Origin of the sequence: Bifidobacterium amazonense, assembly GCF_018555435.2 — a bacterium.
Lineage (GTDB): Bacteria > Actinomycetota > Actinomycetes > Actinomycetales > Bifidobacteriaceae > Bifidobacterium > Bifidobacterium amazonense.
Genome location: NZ_JAFEJT020000016.1, coordinates 1 through 19,372, shown reverse-complemented (window position 1 = coordinate 19,372; position 19,372 = coordinate 1). Strand labels below are relative to the sequence as shown.

General features: G+C 65.4%; 12 protein-coding genes, 1 tRNA gene and 2 pseudogenes. 4 read left to right on the top strand and 11 right to left on the bottom strand.

The window, feature by feature from the left end:
• Nucleotides 1–127: 127 nt before the first annotated feature.
• From JS533_RS05370 to JS533_RS05355, 6 genes and pseudogenes are all read right to left on the bottom strand, one after another.
• A complete protein-coding gene (locus JS533_RS05370) occupies nucleotides 128–1,309 on the bottom strand; it encodes a serine hydrolase (RefSeq protein ID WP_241513463.1) in 1,182 nt (393 codons plus the stop codon).
• Nucleotides 1,310–1,732: 423 nt separating this feature from the next.
• Entirely contained in the window at nucleotides 1,733–3,202 is a 1,470-nt protein-coding gene (locus JS533_RS05365; protein WP_241513462.1) for an FAD-dependent oxidoreductase, read from the bottom strand.
• 144 nt (nucleotides 3,203–3,346) lie between these two features.
• Nucleotides 3,347–3,481: a hypothetical protein gene (locus JS533_RS13700; RefSeq protein ID WP_274619180.1), complete on the bottom strand. Its 135-nt coding sequence runs from the start codon at nucleotides 3,479–3,481 to the stop codon at nucleotides 3,347–3,349.
• Nucleotides 3,482–3,589: 108 nt separating this feature from the next.
• Nucleotides 3,590–4,345, bottom strand: a pseudogene (locus tag JS533_RS13850) (HAD family hydrolase); the annotation flags it as partial.
• Nucleotides 4,346–4,576: 231 nt separating this feature from the next.
• Nucleotides 4,577–6,439: pseudogene (locus JS533_RS05360) on the bottom strand (HAD-IC family P-type ATPase); the annotation flags it as partial.
• Between the two features lie 353 nt (nucleotides 6,440–6,792).
• Nucleotides 6,793–8,766 carry a S1C family serine protease gene (locus tag JS533_RS05355; protein WP_241513460.1) on the bottom strand — a complete coding sequence of 658 codons (1,974 nt, stop codon included), beginning with the start codon at nucleotides 8,764–8,766 and terminating at the stop codon, nucleotides 6,793–6,795.
• Nucleotides 8,767–9,276: 510 nt separating this feature from the next.
• Here JS533_RS05355 and tgt point away from each other — a divergent pair.
• Nucleotides 9,277–10,578: a tRNA guanosine(34) transglycosylase Tgt gene (gene tgt / locus JS533_RS05350; protein ID WP_241513459.1), complete on the top strand. Its 1,302-nt coding sequence runs from the start codon at nucleotides 9,277–9,279 to the stop codon at nucleotides 10,576–10,578.
• Between the two features lie 239 nt (nucleotides 10,579–10,817).
• Here tgt and JS533_RS05345 read toward each other — a convergent pair whose 3' ends face one another.
• Entirely contained in the window at nucleotides 10,818–12,509 is a 1,692-nt protein-coding gene (locus JS533_RS05345; RefSeq protein WP_241513458.1) for a gamma-glutamyltransferase family protein, read from the bottom strand.
• Between the two features lie 143 nt (nucleotides 12,510–12,652).
• Between JS533_RS05345 and JS533_RS05340 the strand changes: the two genes are divergently transcribed.
• Nucleotides 12,653–13,594, top strand: a complete 942-nt coding sequence (locus tag JS533_RS05340; protein ID WP_241513457.1) for an AEC family transporter — start codon at nucleotides 12,653–12,655, stop codon at nucleotides 13,592–13,594.
• A gap of 485 nt (nucleotides 13,595–14,079) precedes the next feature.
• Here the strand turns inward: JS533_RS05340 and JS533_RS05335 are convergent.
• Both JS533_RS05335 and JS533_RS05330 read right to left on the bottom strand, forming a co-directional pair.
• Nucleotides 14,080–14,162, bottom strand: a tRNA-Leu gene (locus JS533_RS05335).
• A 109-nt stretch (nucleotides 14,163–14,271) separates the two neighbouring features.
• Nucleotides 14,272–14,637: a YccF domain-containing protein gene (locus JS533_RS05330; protein WP_241513456.1), complete on the bottom strand. Its 366-nt coding sequence runs from the start codon at nucleotides 14,635–14,637 to the stop codon at nucleotides 14,272–14,274.
• 550 nt (nucleotides 14,638–15,187) lie between these two features.
• Here JS533_RS05330 and JS533_RS05325 point away from each other — a divergent pair.
• Complete coding sequence (locus JS533_RS05325; RefSeq protein WP_241513455.1) at nucleotides 15,188–16,963, top strand: glycoside hydrolase family 13 protein; 1,776 nt, start codon at nucleotides 15,188–15,190, stop codon at nucleotides 16,961–16,963.
• A gap of 219 nt (nucleotides 16,964–17,182) precedes the next feature.
• Here the strand turns inward: JS533_RS05325 and JS533_RS05320 are convergent, their stop codons facing one another.
• Nucleotides 17,183–17,881, bottom strand: coding sequence for a histidine phosphatase family protein (locus JS533_RS05320; protein WP_241513454.1), 699 nt, complete (start codon nucleotides 17,879–17,881; stop codon nucleotides 17,183–17,185).
• Between the two features lie 357 nt (nucleotides 17,882–18,238).
• Here JS533_RS05320 and JS533_RS05315 point away from each other — a divergent pair, with 357 nt between their 5' ends.
• Nucleotides 18,239–18,634 carry a DUF4235 domain-containing protein gene (locus JS533_RS05315; RefSeq protein WP_241513453.1) on the top strand — a complete coding sequence of 132 codons (396 nt, stop codon included), beginning with the start codon at nucleotides 18,239–18,241 and terminating at the stop codon, nucleotides 18,632–18,634.
• A gap of 240 nt (nucleotides 18,635–18,874) precedes the next feature.
• On the opposite strand, the gene JS533_RS05310 is transcribed toward JS533_RS05315, so the two are convergent.
• A complete protein-coding gene (locus JS533_RS05310) occupies nucleotides 18,875–19,126 on the bottom strand; it encodes a hypothetical protein (RefSeq protein ID WP_241513452.1) in 252 nt (83 codons plus the stop codon).
• Nucleotides 19,127–19,372 lie beyond the last annotated feature (246 nt).

Genomic DNA, 19,372 nt, shown 5'->3' with positions numbered 1-19,372 from the left:
CCTATTCGCCATGAATCAACGCAAAGGGTCTCACCAGCATTGGTTCCCGGCCAGCCAGCGGCTTTATTCGCCGTAAACCAACGCAAAGGGTCCAGCTAGCGTTGGTCTATGGCGAGGGGCATGGAGGTCAGGCGGTCATCGACGCGGAGTGAATCGTGTCGAGCATGGAGACCAGGCCGGAGACCAGTTCGTATTCGTCGGCGGCGCTGGTCATGACCGCCAGCACGTAGTCGCCGGAGCTCGAGCGCACGATGCCGGCGTCATTGAGCGCGTAGTAGTCGCCTTCGCCGTTGATCCAACCGGCCTTGGTGTACACGGAATACTGTCCGCCGAGGGCCATGTGGATCGTGGAGTTCAGGGTGTCGGAGTATTCGCCGGCCAGCCATTGCCGCGCGGCGGAGTCGAGATCGGAGGCGGTCTGGGTCGTGTTGTCGGCGGAGGTGCCCGCGCTGCCGGAACCCGCCGTCGACGTGCCGGCCGAGGCGTCGCCGTCCGCCGAATCCGCACCGTCGGAGCCGGCCGAACCGGTGTCGGCCGAGCCGGTGTCGGCCGAGCCGAACAGGTACCCGTATCCCTTCGCCCACATTCGCGCGAGGTCCGCGGCCGACATGTTCAGATACGAGCCCTGCGTCACGTCCACGGACACGCCCGCGGACTTCGCCCACGTCGCGAACGCGTCCGTGCCGTACGTGTCGTGCAGTTCCTTGTATGTGTCGTTGTTGGACACGGTGATCGTCTGATCGATCAGATACTGCGTCGTCGCATCGTCGTCGGTCGCGGCCTCGTACGCCGCGGTCAGGTCGATCGTGCCCGTTTCGGCAAGCGACAGCACGTACGGGCCTTTGATCGCGGACGCCGAGTATCGCGCCGCGTCCGCGTACGAGGCGAGCGTCTTGCCGGACGTCATGTCGACCAGCACGAATGAGACGCCGTACCCGTAGGCCGCGAACGTGTTCAGCTCGTCTTCCAGCTGGACCTGCGTGTCCGTGTCGAGCGTGAAGCCGACCGTGGAGACCTGCGCGGAACCGTCGATCTGGCCGATGCCGTCCAGTGCAGTTTCGGTCGGGGTCGGTTTGGCTTGGGCCTCGGCGGCCGAAGAGTCCTGCGAGGTCTTGGAGGATTTGGCCGTCTTGGTGGCCTGCTTGGCCTTGGCCGTCACGGTTGCGGAATCGCCAGCCGCATCACGCCACAGGTACTGCATGCCGCCGCACATCGCGACCGTGACCGCGAGCGTCGCGCCGGCGACGCGCAGCACGCGGCGGCGATACACCGGCGACTGGACCAGGTTCGCCGCCCACGTGCGCATCATATGATGGGCGTTCCCGGCGTCGCGTTCACTACGTTCGTGACGGGGAGGGGACGGCCGATGATGGCGATTGGGCTGCGACATGATACTTCCGAACTATTGCTACACGGTGATTCCCGCACTAATATACGCGGCCTTGTTGCCGCGTGCCCTGACAACAACCTGAAAACTTGGCGAATAAGGTGCCGCCACGCAGTGTCCTCGCGCAGGCACCCGCTCATCCCGGTATCGCGTTATCTCGCGATGCCTAGACCAGAGCTGGGCACCCACGACAACGGATCCACATGAACCAAGGAGAAACGCAGCAAGTCCGGGCGATACGAAGGGCGGCCGCCCACGGCATTTGCCGGTGGCGACCGCCCTGCGTGCTCGTCGTTACCCGTCAGCGAGTCCGGCGTAGACGACTCGCATGTCGGGCCTCTGGGCTCAGGCGTGCGCGAGCGCGCGCATCTGATCGGGGTCGATGACCTTCTTGTGTTCGCGGCCTTCCTTCGCGCCTTCCGCACGCTCGAACGCGTCGACCTTCTTCCAGCCGGCGAAATCGATCGGCTTGACGCCGCGGCTTTCCAGCAGTCGGTCGATCGACTCGGGGTCGCGGTCGGCCGCCACGCGACCGCCTTCCGCGGCCTTGGCGAGATCCTCGAGCATGTTGGTCACGATCATCAGCGCATCGGACTTGGTCGAGCCGATCAGGCCGACCGGACCGCGCTTGGCCCAACCGGTCGCGTACAGGCGTTCGCGCACCTCGCCGCCGTCCGCGGCGGTGGTGATGCGGCCGTCGCCATTCGCGTTGGCCAAGTGGGCGCCCTTCTCGTCGTACACGATGCCGGGCGCTTCGGCCGGCTTGTAGCCGATCGCGTGGTACACGGCCTCGACCGGGTAGTCGGTGAACTCGCCGGTGCGGTGCATCTTGCCGTCGGCGCCGGTTTCGGTGCGCTCGACGCGGATCGCGGTCACCTTGCCGTCCTCGCCGAGGACCTCGGTCGGGGCGGAGTTGAAGTGGATGTAGTACTTGCGGTCGGCCGGGTTGCCTTCGAAGTCGACGTCGCCGTCGTCCTCCATGTCCTCGGCCATCTCGCGGATCGTGAACAGCTCCTCGACCATCTGGCGGGTGAGCTTGTCCTTGCCGGCCACCTCGATGGTGTCGTCGTCGAGTTCGAAGTCGTCCTCGTTGATGATGAGCTGCACGCCGGGCAGCTTCTCCATCTCGCGCAGCTCCTGCACGCTGAACTTCGCCTGCGCGACGCCGCGGCGGATGAACAGGTGGAGCACCTTGGCCTTGTTGGCCTGGATGCCCTCGTAGACGTTGTCCGGAATGTCGGTCTTGGCCTTGAGGTCGTCCGCGTTGCGCATGAGCTCGCGGGCCACATCCATCGCGACGTTGCCGCCGCCGATCACGGCCACGTTCTCGGCCGTCAGCGGCCATTCGCGGGCGCCGGTCGGATAGCCGTCGTACCATTCGACGAACTTGGCGGCGCCGTACACGCCGTCGAGGTCGGCGCCGGGCAGGCCGAGCGGCTTGTCCTTGACCGCGCCGGTGGCGAACAGGACCGCGTCATAGCGGGCCAGCAGCTCGTCGAGAGTCACGTCCTTGCCGAACTCCACGTCGCAGTAGAGGTGGATGTCGGGGTTGTCGAGCGTCTTCTCGAGCGCGTCGGCGATGAACTTGATGGACGGGTGGTCGGGGGCCACGCCGTAGCGGACCAGGCCGAACGGCACGGGCAGCTTCTCGAACAGGTCGATGCGGGCCTTGGTGCCGAGACCGAGCTCCTCGCCGAGCTTCTTGAGCTGGCGCAGGAAGATGTCAGAGGAGTACACGCCGGCCGGGCCAGCGCCGATCACTGCAATGCGCAGTTCGTTGGCGGCATTCTCGTTGGTATTCACAGTTTCAGTCACGCGTCCCAGCCTATCGCAAGCCTCCGAATCGCGGAAGGGGTGATTTTGACGCGGCCGACGAGCAACGAACGGCGCATCAGGACTTTGCTGCGAACGGTGCAGGCGGTTTGTCGGTGTTGCAGCGTGATTTGCACCATTCACGTCTCAATTCGCCGGCAGTTTGACGATTGAGAGGCTAAAACGACGGTTTCCACGGGTCAGTTCGACGATCGAGAGGCTGTCGCTTTCGACGATAACCCCTGAAATAGTATGAATGGGGGTATATTCCGTGCCGATCATGTCGATCAGGGCTCCCAAGTAGCCTCTCAATCGTCAAACCGACCTTGACAGACCTCCATTTCAGCCTCTCAATCGTCAAACCGACTCGTCACACACGAGCCTTCGGCATCATTCATCCCGATCGAACAGGGCGGTGAGCGCCCAGAGGATGCTCACCACGTCGATGGCCTCCTGAAGGAAAGCACCGACGACCATCGGAATGAGGTTGAACGCGGCGGCGACCATGCCGATCACCGCCAGTCCAAGCCCCAGCAACACGGCCTGCAGCATCACGCGCCGAGTGCGGCGTGCGATGGCGATGGCCTGTGGCACCGCGGCGATGTCGTCGTTCATGATGACGACCTGCGCGGATTCCGAGGCGGCCGTGGACGTGCCATCGGTCATGGCCACGCCGATGTCCGCCGCGGCCAGCACCGGCGCGTCATTCACGCCATCGCCCACCATCATCGTGACCTCGCCGTTCGTCGCGGTTCGGGCGAAGCCACGACGCCGTCCGGCCTCTTCCCGGAGTCCTTCCGCTCCGGGCGCCCCGACTGAGTCGTCTACGACATCCGCAGCCCCAAATCCGCCGGCTCCGCCCTTGGTCGCCGTTCCCGCATCGCGCACCGCAGCGACCTTATCCTCCGGGAACAGTTCGGCATGCACCTCGTCGATGCCGACCTCGCGGGCGATGATCTCGGCGGACGCACGCTTGTCACCGGTGAGCATGGTCAGCCGCCCCACGCCCAGCGCGTGCAGCCGCGACAACGCCTCCCGGGCGTTCGCGCGCGGCACGTCGCGTAACACGATGCGTGCAATCAGCTGACCATCGATCGACACGTACGACGCCATTTCGTCCGGTTCCAGCATCCCGAACCGCGCGCGAACGACCGCATCCGTCGACAAAGTCGCGCCGGCCAAACCGGCATGCTCCCCGACACCGGCATTGCGTCCGGCCAGCGTTCCCGCTTCCGTGGCGGCACTCCCCGATTCCGGTACGTCGTCCCGCACCCCGGGCCACTCGGCATCCTGCGCCACGGACGAATGCCCGTGCAGCATCTCGGCGGAGCCATTCCCCGACGGGTCCTCCCCGATACCCGCCGGCTGCACCGGCTGGAACCCGTCGTCACGGGCGTTCGCGAACGACAGTCGTCCGACGCGAACCACATGGCCGTTCACTTCACCGGATACGCCCTTGCCGGCGTCCTCCCGCACGTTCTTCACCACCGGCGCATCCGCATCCGGCCCGTGCCCGGTCGCCCCGGCGGCTCCGGACGCCGAGCCAGCAGCCCCGGCCAGCCCAGCCATCCGAGACGCCCGAGACATCCGAGACGCCCGAGCCTCCCCGGCAGCCGTACCCGAATCCCCAACAGCCAAAACGGCCCCGGCCGCCAGCCGAGCCGCCCCCGGATCAGGGCACTCCTGCTGCCCGGCTGCAAACCGCGCCCGCAGCCGTTCCGTCGCGGCCCGCCCGGCCGCCGCGATGCCGCGCGAAAGGATGTGCACCGAATAGCCTTCCACCACGCCAGCCATCATCAGCACATGGTCCTCGTCCAGCCGCGTCCCGGCGCCCGGCAGCATCTCGACGCGCACGACCTGCGGCTGTTTGACCGTCAGCGTGCCGGTCTTGTCGAAGAACACCTGCGTGACCTGTCCGAGCCGTTCGAGCACGTCCTGCGTTTTGATGAGCACGCCGGAGGCCGCCAGTCGCCCGGTGCCCGCGATGTATGCGACCGGCGCGGCGATGAGCAGCGGGCACGGCGTCGCGAGCACGAGCACCTGTGCGAATCGCGTCGGCACGCCGGACATGGCCCACGCCAGTCCCGCGATGAGCAGCGACAGCACGGTGAACGGTACGGCGAGCCGGTCGGCCGTGCGCACGACCGCCGGCCGCGACTCCTGCGCGGACGTCACGAGCGCGAGGATGCGCTGATACTGCGAGTCGGCGGCGCGTTGAGTCACGCGCATGGTGAGCGCGGTCGCGCCGTTGACCGCGCCGGACATGACGCGCGCGCCCGCGAACGCTTCGCGCGGCACCGGCTCGCCGTTGATGGCGCTCAGGTCGAGCGTGGCGGAGACGGACATGAGTTCGCCGTCGACCGGCACGGTTTCGCCGGGCAGCACGATGATCACGTCGCCGATACGCACGTCGTCAACCGGTACCGTGGCGAATCGGGACGCCGCAATGGCACGGCGACGCCGCGCGATCTCGTCGGCGACTTCGACGCAGCCTTCGGCGGATCGACCGACGAGCACGCACATGTCGTCGGCGGCCACGTCGGCGGACGAGGCGGACGATACCGGACGGAACCCGTCCTCCCTCACCGGGGTGATGTTACGGGCCGGGGTGATGTTACGGGCACGGGCGACGACATGATCGTCGTCACGTCCGCGATCGCGCCCGCTGCCGCCGCGATCGCCGCCCCGCCTGACGCCGGGCAACGTCACCACGTGCGCGGTCTGCGGCGCGGCCTGCAGCAGCGCGTTCAGACTGTGCTCGGCCTTGGCCTGCGCGTATTCCTCGATCGCCTCGCCGGACGAGATCATGAGCATGACCGCCCAGCTCGCCCAGTATTCGCGCACCGCGACGGTCGACAGGATCGCGACGACGGCCAGCAGGTCGACGCCGACCTGGCCGTGACGGATGTCGTCGATCATGCCGCGCACGGTGTCGAATACGACGATCAGCACCAGCGCGATGATCAGCCACTGTCCGACGCCGGGATCGCCCAGTATCGGCAGGTTCACGGGATCGACCGGCGCGCCGGGCACGGCAACCGGCGACGTTCCGGACGGAGTCGGCACATCCGACCCAACCGACACACCGCCAAGTCCGATCGCACTGCCCGCCGCAAACCACGGCCGCCACTGCCCCAGCAACGCCAACGGCAGCGCCGACACGACGACCACGGGCAGCATCGGCACCAATCGGCAGATGCGGAGGACGGCTTTGAAGAATCTGATGATGATATCGCTCATCATTGCTCCTTACGCTCGCATACGGAGCCGATCGTGGCGGCGGCGCGAGAAGCGGGTATGCAGTCGCGTGACCGGCCTCGATCGGCGGTTCAGTCACGCCTTGTTAACCCACCGGCGGCTTTGCCCGGCACTCTTGCGAGCGCCTCGCGCGACCTTCCGATACACGGCGTAAAGATGACATATTCAGTTATGACGGTTCCATGATGACCGAACGCCGCGACAGCGCACAGACAAGAAACGGCCATAACCGCATCCCGACAGTGTCATCGGGACTTGGTTATGGCCGTTTCCTCGGAGCCGTCCAGGCTGCACACCCAGCCGGACACACCCGGCCGGGCACACAGCCCAGCGGTTTACCACATGCCGAACGGATCGCTCAGGCCGCCGTTGTCGCCGGTGCCGCCGTCGCTGTTACCATTGCCGTTGCTGTTACCGTTGCCGTAACCGTAGCCGTTCGAACCGTTACCGTTGTTGTTGTTCTGGCTGTTGCCGTTGGACGAGCCGGACGAGCTGGACGAACCGGTCACCGCGGACTCCTCCTGATCGAGCGTCACGTCGACTTCCATGGTCTTGCCGTTGCGCACGATGGTCAGCGTGGCCTTGTCGCCGAGCGCCGCGGCGCGCACGAAGCCGAGCAGCGCGTAGTGGCTGGTGACCGCGTTGCCGTTGAAGGCGACGATCGTGTCGCCGGACTTGAGTCCGGCCTTGTCGGCGGGGCTGCCGGAGACGACCGCGGAACCGGACGTGCCGGCCGTGATCTTCGCGCCGGAGCGGGTCACGCCGTCGGCGGTGGCCGTGCCGGTGGTCACGGTGATGCCGAGCGCGACGTGCGTCACGGAGCCGCTCTTGATGATCTCGTTGGCGACGCGCTTGACGAGGTTCGCCGGGATCGCGAAGCCGATGCCGATCGAGCCGGCGGATTCGGACGAGCTTGCGGTGGACGCGATGGACGAGTTGATGCCGATCACCTGGCCGGCGCCGTTGAACGTCGGGCCGCCGGAGTTGCCCGGGTTGATGGCCGCGTCGATCTGGACCGCGTTGGTGAAGATCTCGTTGTTGTTGTCGTCGGTGACGGTCACCGGGCGGTTGAGCGCGGAGACGATGCCGGTGGTGGCGGTGTCGTCGTAGCCGAGCGGGTTGCCGATGGCCATGACGGCCTCGCCGACGGCGAGTTCGTCGGAGTCGGCGAACGTGACGGCCTTGAGGTCGCTCGGCGGGTTCTGCAGCTTGATGACCGCGAGGTCGGTGGTCGTGTCGGTGCCGACGACCGTGGCGGTGTACATGTTGCCGTTGGCGAGCGTGACCTGGATCGACTGGGCGCCGGAAATCACGTGGTTGTTGGTCACGATGTGGCCCTCGGTGTCGAGGATCGCGCCGGAGCCCTTCGCCTCGCCGTTGCTCAACGTGGTCGTGATCGACACGACGGAGTCGGACACACTGGATGCGACGGACGTCCAGTCGACGGCCTCACCGCTCTTGGTGGTGGCTGTGCCGGAACCGGACTTGTTGGAGTTCACGCTGGACAGCGAGCTGCTGGTCGGCACCGTGATCCAGCCGTACGTGATCGCGCCCCAGCCGATGCCGAGGCACAGCGCCGCGGAGACGAGCGCGGCGACGACCGCGACGATCACGCCGTTGGCGGTCTTGGCGCCGGACTTGCCGGCCGGCTGGCCGGGCTGGCCGGGCTGACCCGGATTCTGACCGAACGGCGGCATCGGCGGGTAGCCGCCGTTGTTCTGCTGCTGGTTCGGCGCGCCCTGCTGCGGCTGCTGGCCGGCAAGGAACGGGTTGCCGTACGGGTTGCGGCCGGCACCGTTCTGCTGGGTGCCCTGCGGCTGGCCGAACGGGCCGCCCTGGCCGAACAGGCCGCCGAACGGCTGCGTCGGCTGGCCCTGCGGGTTCTGCTGACCCTGCGGCTGGGCGTTGCCGGCAGGCTGGTTCGCGGTCGGGGTCGGACCGTAGGCGCCGTATTCCGGTGCCGGACGGTACGGGCCCGAAGCGCTTTCGGAGGCCGGCTGGCCCTGCGGGGCCGCATTGTTGCCGTCGTTGGAGACGACCGTGGTTTCACCGGCCGCCGCCGCATAGTTCGGAACGTCGTTCGCGGACGGTTCCGGAGCGGCCGGAGCAGCCGGGGCGGCCGGGGCGGGCGTCATCTGCACCGTCGGCTGCTCGCCGTTGTCGGGGGTGGTAGGCAACGCCACGGTGGGCTGCTCGTTGCTGTCGTCGTTGGTGTTGGAAGTGGAAGTCGTGTTGCTCGCGCCGTCGGCAGTCTGCGGCTGCGCGTTCTGGTCGCCACCGGCGTACCAGTTGTTGTTCTCTTCAGCCATTGTTGCTCCTTAGGTTGTTGCCGGGCTTCCGTTTTAGCTCCCTGTGATCGGATGATCGGCCCGGTGAACTGCTACCTAAGAGTAAAGATACTTGCTCTGGAAGTTTCCTGAATGTTTGTTGGAAGGAGTAATCGAATTGTCTTTCGATTATCGCAATAGGCCCGCTCAACCCTTCGGCCAATTACACCGGTACACCGGTTACGTGTAGCGGTTTTAGCCACTTACCGATCGCTATCTCGCTTACGTGTAGCGGCCAAGAACAACAAACCCGAGTACGGAAGCCCGAAAAACCAAGGATTTCCAAGCTTCCCTACTCGGCTTCTTCTCCCTCGACCGCTACACGTAAGCCGGATAGATGTTTGCAGCCCGGACCTCGCTCCGGACACCGCCGCAGATAAACCGCCGGTCACACACCATGCACAGGCCGCACGTTATCCGAACGTTATCCGAACACATCTACCCACACACACCGGTTGAGCTTCCTACCGGGCTTCGCCTAGAGTGAATCGCATGACGAGTCTTTTGGATCATCCGCGCGGCGCAGAGCCCGGCAAGCCCGGCGATCGCAGCGCATTCAGCTTCGAAACCATCACCCGACTGCCCGATGCGGCGGACGGCAAGGGCCGCGGCGGTGCGCGCTACGGCCGTACCGGCATCCTGCATACGCCGCACGGCGACATCCATACGCCCGCGTTCGTGCCGGTCGCCACGCAGGCCGCAATGAAGGCCGTGCTGCCGGAGACGATGAGGGCGGAGGGCGCGCAGTGCATGCTGTCGAACGCCTTCCACCTGTACGAGCGCCCCGGCGAGGACGTGCTCGACGCGGCCGGCGGACTTGCGAAGTTCATGAACTGGGACGGACCGACGTTCACCGATTCGGGCGGCTTCCAGGTGCTCTCGCTCGGTGCCGGATTCAAGAAGACGCTGGCGATGGACGTGACCGGCATGAAGTCGGACGACGTGATCGCCGAGGGCAAGGAGCGCCTCGCGTTCGTGGACGAGGACGGCGTGACGTTCAAGTCGCCGCTCAACGGCTCGCTGCATAGGTTCTCCGCGGAGATCTCGATGGGCATCCAGCACAAGATCGGCGCGGACATCATGTTCGCGTTCGACGAGCTGACGACGCTCATGAACACGCGGCGCTATCAGGAGCAGTCGGTGGAGCGCACGTACCGCTGGGCGCAGCGTTGCGTCGCCGAGCACGAGCGACTGACCGAAGCGCGTCTCGGCAAGCCGTATCAGGCACTGTACGGCGTGGTGCAGGGCGCAAACTACGAGGATCTGCGCCGGCATGCGGCCGAGCAGATCGCCTCGCTGGACTTCGACGGCGTGGGCATCGGCGGCGCGATCGAGAAGCGCATCATCGGCGACACCTGCGCGTGGATCTGCGACGCGATGCCGGAGAGCCGGCCGCGCCACGTGCTCGGCATCGCCGCGGTGGACGACATCTTCGCGTGCGTGGAGAACGGCGGCGACACGTTCGACTGCGTGGCTCCGGCCCGTTGCGGCCGCAACGGCGCGATCTTCACGCGCGACGGCCGCTACAACGTCAAGCGCGCGGAGTTCAAGTCCGATTTCGGGCCTTTGGAGGAGGGCTGCGACTGCTACACGTGCACGCACTATTCGCGCGCGTACGTCGATCATCTGCTGCGCGCCCGCGAGTTCAACGGGTTCACGCTGGCGACGATCCACAACGAGCACTTCTTCATCAAGCTGCTCGACGACATCCGCGCGTCGATCGACGGCGGCTATTTCGACGAGTTCCGCGACGCGACGCTCGCCCGCTTCTACGCGCACGGCTCGCGCGGCTGATCGGATCCGGACTTCGCAAAGTTCGCACGATTTCGCGACCTATGCGAACTTTGCGAGGTTTCACACCCTTTTTTCCTCGTAAAGTTCGCACGCCCGACGGCATCATGCGAACTTTGCGAGGAAAACGCCGCATCATCCGGGCACAACGTCATCCGACCGCCATCGTACCCCACCGCGCGGGGTACCCGTGCAAGGCGGCCGATCGGCAACAACCGATCGGCGACGGCCGCACGACCGCGCTACAGGCAGGCGATATTGCTGTCGGTGCGTGATTCCGTGCCGCCGACCAGCGAGCGCCCGCCCCAGCCGGAACCGGTTGCGACACCGACAGCCGCACCATCCCAGTCGCCGACGCGCATGATCATCTGCCCGCGGCCGAAGTCGGCCGTCTCCAGGCTCATGCTCATGTCGTGTCCACGCCGGGCGAGTTCGCGCGCGATCGCCGCGTCGAACCGCGTCTCCACGCGCGTCGCGTTGCCTCGATCCCACCGCCAGCGCGGCGCGTCGAGCGCCTGCTGCGGGTCCATGCCGAAGTCGATCGCGTTCATCGCGACCTGCACGTGACCCTGCGGCTGCATGTACGCGCCCATCACGCCGAACGGCCCGACCGGCCGGCCGTCGCGCATCAGGAACCCCGGAATAATCGTGTGATACGTGCGCTTGCCCGGCTTGAGCGCGTTCGCAAGCGACGGGTCGAGCGCGAAATCGGCGCCACGGTTCTGCAATGCTATGCCGGTGCCGGGCACCACGATCCCCGACCCGAATCCCATGTAATTCGACTGGATGTACGAGACCATGTTGCCTTCGCCATCCGCACAGCACAGGTATACGGTGCCGGATGTCGACGGCGTGCGCGTCGTGCGCACTTCGGCGGTCTCGCCGATCAGCCGCGCCTTCCCCTCACCGTATTCGGGCGCAAGATAACGCGCGTAATCAACGCTCGTATCATCCGGGTCGGTGACCACGTCGAACGCGTCCGCGAACGCGATTTTGATCGCCTCGATCTGCCGATGGTAGGCGAGCGCGCGATCCGTTCCGGCGACGTCGAAATTGCGCAGGATGTTGAGCGCCATAAGCGCGACGATGCCCTGTCCGTTCGGCGGGATCTCGCACACCTGCCAGCCGTCGCGATAGTCGAGGCGCATCGGATCGACCCAGCGCGGACGGAACGCGGCCAGATCGTCGTAGCGCAGGTATCCGCCGGCCGCACGGCTTGCCGCGTCGATCGCACGCGCCAGATCGCCCTCGTAGAACGAGCGCGCGTTCGTCGCGCCGATCTCGGCCAGCGAGTCGGCATGATCCGGCAGCGTGACGACGTCGCCGGCCTGCGGCGTGCGCTGGTCGGCACCGCGCGTGAACGTGCGGAACCAGTCGTCGAATCGGCCGCCGGCGTTCTCCCGGCGATACGCGTCGGCCGAACGCTTCCACCAGTACGCAAGGTTCGGGTTCGCCGCGTAGCCGTTGCGCGCGTAGTCGACGGCCGGCGCGAGATCGTCGGACAGCGTGAGCCGGCCGTAGCGTTCGTTCAGCGCGGCCCATGCGGCGGGCGCGCCCGGCACGGTGACCGGCGTCCAGCCGAAGCGCAGCATATGGCCGTCCGCGGTGACGTTGCCGTCCGCGATGACCCGGTCGATGGAGATGCCCTGCGGCGCCGGACCGCTCGAGTTGAGGCCGATCAGTCGCTGCTCGCGAGCGCTCCATGCGATGCAGAATGCGTCCGATCCGAGGCCGTTGGACGTCGGTTCGACGACGGTGAGCGCGGCCGCTGCGGCGACGGCCGCGTCGAACGCGTTGCCGCCTTTGAGGATGGCCTGCAGACCGGCGGCCGACGCCTGCGGTTCGGAGCAGTTGACCATGGCCCGGTCGGCGTAGATCGGGAATCGTTGGGAGGGGTAGCGCTGGGAGAGCGGGTCGAAATTCGCGTTCATCATGTCGTCCATTATCGTCGCCGGCGCCGGGCGGACGCGCGCGGCATTGCGCATAATGAGTATCGTTCGGAGAGCACCGTTCGGCAAGCACCGTTCGGCAAGCACCGTTCGGAGAGCCGCCCGAGATGCGGGGAACGGAGGAGCGTATGGGTCTTATCGCGGCGATGCAGGGGTTCTGCGTCATCGGCATCATCATTCTCATCGGCTATATCGCCGCGCGCTGCCAGATCGGCGGCCCGACCGCGCAGATGGTGCTCAATCGTTTCAGCTATTTCGTGTCCACGCCGTGCCTCATGTTCGCGCTGCTGTCCAAGGAGCATCTTGCGGACGTGTTCAAGACGGGCGTCCTGGTCGCGATCCTGTGCGCGTCGATCACGGGCGCGATATTTCTCGCGATCAACGCCGCATGCTTCCGGCTGAAACTCGCCGACGCGACGATCGGCGTGCTCATCTCCATGTTCATGAACGCGAACAATATCGGCCTGCCCATCGCCACGTACATTCTCGGCGATCCGACCGCGGTCACGCCGATCGTGCTCATCCAGGGCATCCTGTTCACGCCGGTCGCGCTGACCATGCTCGACCTGTCGTCCAAGGACACGGTGAGCGTACGCACGATCGTCGGCCAGCCGCTGCATCAGCCGATTCTGATCGGCGTGCTGCTGGGCATCGTCACGTCCGCGATCAGCGACCATGTCGGCTGGTTCGTCGTGCCGGATTATCTGTACGATCCGATCAATATCGTCGGAGGATCGTCGGTACCGCTGATTCTGACGGCGTTCGGCATGTCGTTGCGCAATACGAAGCCGTTCGGAGCCGGCGCCGATTATGCGGCGACGATTACGGCTGCGCTGCTGAAGAATGCGGTGATGCCGGCGGCCGCGTTCCTGCTTGCCTATTTCATGATGGGATTCCGCGGCACGGACCTGTACGCGTGCGTGATCCTCGCCGCGCTGCCGACCGCGCAGAACGTGTACAACTACGCGTCGCGCTACGATGCGGGCACGCGCCTCGCCCGCGACGGCATCCTGCTCAGCACCCTCTCCTCCCCCGTGTTCATCTTCATCATCGCCGCGCTGCTGGGGTGAGTGTCTGGGTGATTCAACAACTGCGCCTGACCGTCTCGGGCCGTCTCGGGCCGACCGCCCGCAACGGAAGATATCCGAATGTGGGGAAAATGAGACTTTTACGCACGCCCGTATCCGAAAGTGGGGAAATTGCGACGCGACACGCCGGTTTCCGATCCCGTTCGTACTGCTTGGTTCCCCACATTCAGGATATCGAGCCGAAAGTGGGGAAACAGGCAGTATGAACGCCCGTCATCGGCGGGCTTGATGCTGTCCATTTCCCCACTTTCGTCATCGGGCCATGTCCGTGGTTCCGCCAAGGCCTGTTCATGCTGCCTGTTTCCCCACATCCGCCGCCACCCCGGCCTCCAACGGCGGGCCGACGGGCCAACCGGACAGGAATGTGGGGAAATCTAAACATTTTGCGTAGGGTCTTCCTGCGCCCGACAGATACAGAAAAGCCCCGGACCGTTGATATTCCAACGATTCGGGGCTTTCTCCCTGCGTGCGAGTGGGGGGAGTTGAACCCCCACGAGCATACACTCACTGCCACCTGAAGACAGCGCGTCTACCATTCCGCCACACTCGCAGACAATCGATTAAGATACACCCATATCATCAGTCACGCAATCTTCGGCGTGTCGCGCGATATCGCAGCGAAAATCAGACCCTCTCATCGCACGGCAGTATGGCAGCACTCACAGCGACACAATGTCCGCGCCGAACGGCCACAGCGCCAGTTTGGCCATCTTGAACGACTGGATGCCGAACGGGATGCCAATGATGGTGAGGCAGTTGACCAAGCCGGCACCCACATACCCGAGCGCCATCCACACGCCGACCAGCACCATCCACACGATGTTCGCCAGCGTGGATCCGACGCCGCCCCGATACACCACGGTCTTACCGAACGGGGTGAGCGTGAGTTCGGCCATTTTGAACGCCTGTATGCCCAGCGGGATGCCGATGATCGTCACGCATAGCACCAGTCCGACGATCGCCCAGCCCAACGACAGGAGCAGACCGCCGAAAATCAGCCACACGATATTGCCCAAAAGTCTCATATCTTCATACTGCCATGCCGCAACGGGCGCAACGGTCAGGGGAACCACTGATTTATCCCTGATCCGGCAAGCCTGATCCGACAAGCCGGACCATCCCTCACCAACTCACCAACGCGGGGCCAGCCTTGTATACAACCATTCCGCACGGTTCGCACACCGCTTTGCACGCCCGCTCGTCGAGCGCGATCCGACAGTCACGATCCGGCAGCCCCGCCGAGTATCCCCATCCCGACCCAACGTCCCCGGTTCGCATCCGACCGGTCGCCAATCCCTTCTGCTATCGTTTGCATGAGGACGGGACGCGCGCCCACGCGCAACGCGGCACAACGCGGCACAACGCGACTCAATGCGGCACGGTCGCAACCCACGGCCACAGCCACTATCGCGACCACGGCTACAAGCAGCCGCCCCACCACGGTCACGGCTACGGCGCTGCCACAGCCGCAGTCCCGGTCACAAACCGCGGCCACAAGCCACGGCCGAAAACCGCCGCCGCAACCACGGCGCGAACGCGACGAAACCGCAGCAGACCCGCTGGAAGGAGACTCCAATGACGTCGAACAACACACGCGACGACTGGTGGAAGCAGGCGGTCGTCTACCAGATCTACCCGCGCAGCTTCAAGGACGTGAACGGCGACGGCCTCGGCGACATCGCCGGCATCACCGAGAAGATGCCGTATCTCAAAACGCTCGGCGTGGACGCAATCTGGCTGAGCCCGTTCTATCCGTCCGATCTCGCGGACGGCGGCTACGACGTGATCGACTATCGCAACGTCGACCCGCGTCTCGGCACCATGGACGACTTCGACGCGATGGCCGCGGCCGCTCGCGAGGCCGGCATCAAGATCATCGTCGACATCGTGCCGAATCACACGTCGAACAGGCACAAGCTGTTCCAGGCCGCCCTCGCGGCCGCTCCCGGCTCCCCCGAACGCGACCGGTATATCTTCCGCGAGGGCCGTGGGTCGAACGGCGAACTGCCGCCGAACGACTGGCAGGCCATGTTCGGCGGCCCCGCGTGGGAGCGCGTGCCGGACGGCCAGTGGTATCTGCACATCTTCACCAAGGAGCAGCCGGACGTCAACTGGGATAATCCGGACATCCACGAGGAGTTCGCGAAGACGCTGCGCTTCTGGTCCGACCACGGCGCGGACGGCTTCCGCATCGACGTGGCGCACGGTCTCGCCAAGGATCTCGACAGCGTCCCGCTCGCCGACCAGCCGGCCGACAGCGTGCAGAACGCGCTGTCCAGCGACGGTCTGAGCCCGTTGTGGGACCGCCCCGAGGTGCACGACATCTACCGTGAGTGGCGCGAGATCTTCAACGAGTACGATCCGCCGCGGTTCGCGGTCGGCGAGGCGTGGGTGGTGCCTGAGCATCAGCATCTGTATGCGAGCACCGACGAGCTCGGCCAGGTGTTCAACTTCGAGTTCGCGAAGGCGAACTGGGACGCGGCCGAAATGCGCGCGGCGATCGCCGAGGGGCTGGATTCCGCGGCCGAGACCGGCGATTCGACGACGACGTGGGTGATGAACAACCACGACGTGCCGCGCAGCCCGTCGCGTTACGGCCTGCCGCAGGTCACGCGCGCGCCGTATCACCAGCTGGCGCACGATTGGCTGCTGCGCAACGGCGGTTCGTATGAGGAGGATCGCGAGCTGGGCGCGCGCCGCGCCCGTGCCGCCGTGTTGATGGAGATGGGCCTGCCCGGTTCGGTGTACGTGTATCAGGGCGAGGAGCTGGGCCTGCCGGAGGTCGCGGACATTCCGTGGGACCGGCTTGAGGATCCGACGCCGTTCAACACGCTGCGTAACTTCACCGACAAGGGCCGTGACGGCTGCCGCGTGCCGCTGCCGTGGGATTCGACGGATGTGCCGGCTGTGGCGAATTGGTCGCCGGAACCCCGGTCCGAGCATGCGTTCGGCACGGGAGCCTCGTTCGGCTTCTCGCCGGCCACGCGTCCGGATGGATCGCATGCGGCCGATCCGCACCTGCCGCAGCCGCTGTGGTACAAGGACTACGCCGCGGACGCCGAGGAGCGGGATCCCGAGTCGATGCTGAATCTGTACCGTCGCGTGCTGTCGCTGCGCGCCGGCCTGCTGACGGCGACTGCGGACACGTCGACGTTCGACTGGCTGGACATGGGCGACGACGTGATCGCCTACCGCCGGCCGAGCACGGACGACGACGGCCGTGCGCTCGTCAGCGTCACGAATTTCGGTGCGGACGCGATCGAACTGCCGTCCGGCGAACCGGTGCTCGCGTCGGTGCCGCTGGTCGACGGCCTTCTGCCGTCCGACGCGTCCGTCTGGCTGCTGCAGTAGCGCGCGTCATTGACGTCATACGCGCAGACTACGCGCAGACGTCATACGCGCACGAACGCACGAGGACGCGACACGAGGCTGGCCGACGAACGCAAACGGCGGCGAACGCCGGCTGCGACGTGCACGATATCGGTGATGTCGTGCACGTCACCGGCCAGCGTTCGCCGCAGTGCGCATGTTGTCGATCGACATACGTTGGCAGCGTACGTCAACGGCTCGTCAGCAGTTCCAGCGTTCGATCACGCGATCGCCCTTGTAGACGGACAGGATCGAGTAGTGCGCGGTGTCGAGCCGCAGCAAACGTGCGAACTGCGGCTCGACGCCCAGCCAACGGGACGTGAGGATGCGCAGGACGTGCGCGTGCGCGACGAACAGCACGTTGCGGCCGTCTTCCAGCAACGGCATCGCCTGGTCGATGGCCAGCTGCACGCGCTCGTACACGTCCTGCAGCGACTCGCCGGCGCCATTGCGTACGGTGATCCGTTCTCCGTTCGGCAGCGTCTCCTCCCATTCGCCTTCCATGGACGGATCGAGCGCGTCCGGACCGTCGCGCCACACGTCCCACGATCCGCCGTGCATCTGCGCCACGGTCTGCCGTGTACGGCCCTCCGCACGGCCGTAATCCCACTCGGCCAACGCGGGCAGCGTCTGCGGTTCGAATCCGGCCAGACGCGCGGTCTGCTGCGCACGTTTGAGCGGGCTGGCGAACATGCAGTCGTTGTCAAACCCTTCGGGGAACAGGCTGCGAATACGTTTGCCGGCATCCTGCGCCTGTCGCACGCCGGTTTCGGTCAATGGGATGTCCGTGCGGCCCGTGTGCTGTCCTGAGACGCTCCATGCGGTTTCCCCGTGCCGCAGCAGTACCAGTTGTCCGGTTGGTCCGTTTGCGGCCGCCTTGCCACTGTTCGTTTGACTCATACGCCCCACTCTACTCACGTCGTCGGGGTTTCGCATCGTTTGCTTCGTTTTTGCCGTAGGCGTTCGTGTACGGATGCGTGACCGAGGCGGGAGCCGTCCGCGTTGGGTTGTGCGGACAGCTGGGCTCGTGCCGGACGCGTGACTGAAGTGCGCGCACCGACGGCCCTTCGTATCCCGCCACGTGTGGGTGCACTCCAAGCGCTCGCATAGCCCTTCCGATGCGGTTTTCCGTATCTCGCCACGTGTAGGTGCACTGTCTCGGTCCTTCGCCTAACGGCGATTCGTAGCTGCGCACGTCTGCACGCGCGCCCGCACGCGCCCGCACGCGCGTCGCTACCTCGCCAAATAATGTTGACCATGACCGATGTTCAGGCAGAGTCGACCGCCGATCAGATCATCGCCGTGTTCGACAGGATCAACGAGAAGGTGGATGCCATGCGCGCGAAGCGAATCAACGACCCCGATTCCCTTGGCGACAAGTTTCTGAAGTTCGCTCTGCCGTCCGTCGCCGGTTTCGTCGCCGGCAAACTGTTCACGTTCGCGTGGAACCGTAGTCTGGGCCGCAATCGCAAGGCTGCGTCGCAGGCCGGCGCAGGTTCGTTTGGCGACGGCGTGGTCGATGAAAAGGAAAGCCTGATGATGAGCGTGCTGTTCTCGGCGCTGTCGGCGGCCGTCGGCGCGGCTGTGTCGCAGCTGTCGGACCGCGGCTCGCAGGCGATCGTCGATCGTCGCCATCGTCGCAGGAACGACTGATCGCGTGCCCGTTGCGCACTCGTTGTGCACTCGCGGTGAACGTTACGTTTGCCGCCGTCGATCGTGCGACGATATACGGCATGACCGTCGCGTAGTGCATTGCTTCAATGCTTGTTCGTCGGCCAGCCACGACTTGACAAAACCAGCGTGGTTGTGTGTATGCGAGACGCTGTGTCTACGTATCGATGTGCGTATAGCCATGTCATCGCGTCCCTGGATGCCGGATCGTCACGTCACCCGCTATCGGCGGCGCGGCTTGTAGCCTTTCTTGCGTGAGTGCGGCTTGAGTTGCTGGTTGAGCGGCACCACACGATAACTGTTACGCGGGTCACGATGGGTCAGATGCCACGTACCGCAGTATTCGCAACGATATACCCACAGTTCCGCACCGCGTTCGCGCAGGCTTTGGTCTGCCGCTTGTTGAGCCTGCGCCTTGTCGTGATACATGATCTTGTTCGACTCGGTGCAGCGTTTGGGGACAAAGTAATGCATGGTAGTAACCGTAACAAGTGGTGTAGTTGTTGAATATGCGTGGTGTTTTTGTCTTGCTGGCGGTGTTCCGGCTGGGTGTTTTTCGTCGCTTGGTTCGTCGTTGTGTTGTGTGGGTATGAGAAAGGACCCCGGGAGCCGTGTGGCTCGACCGGGGTCCTCATCAAGTGTGAATGCGGCGGTGTGCTACTCTCCCACACTCTATCGGGTGCAGTACCATTGCCGTGCCAGGCCTTAGCTTCCGGGTTC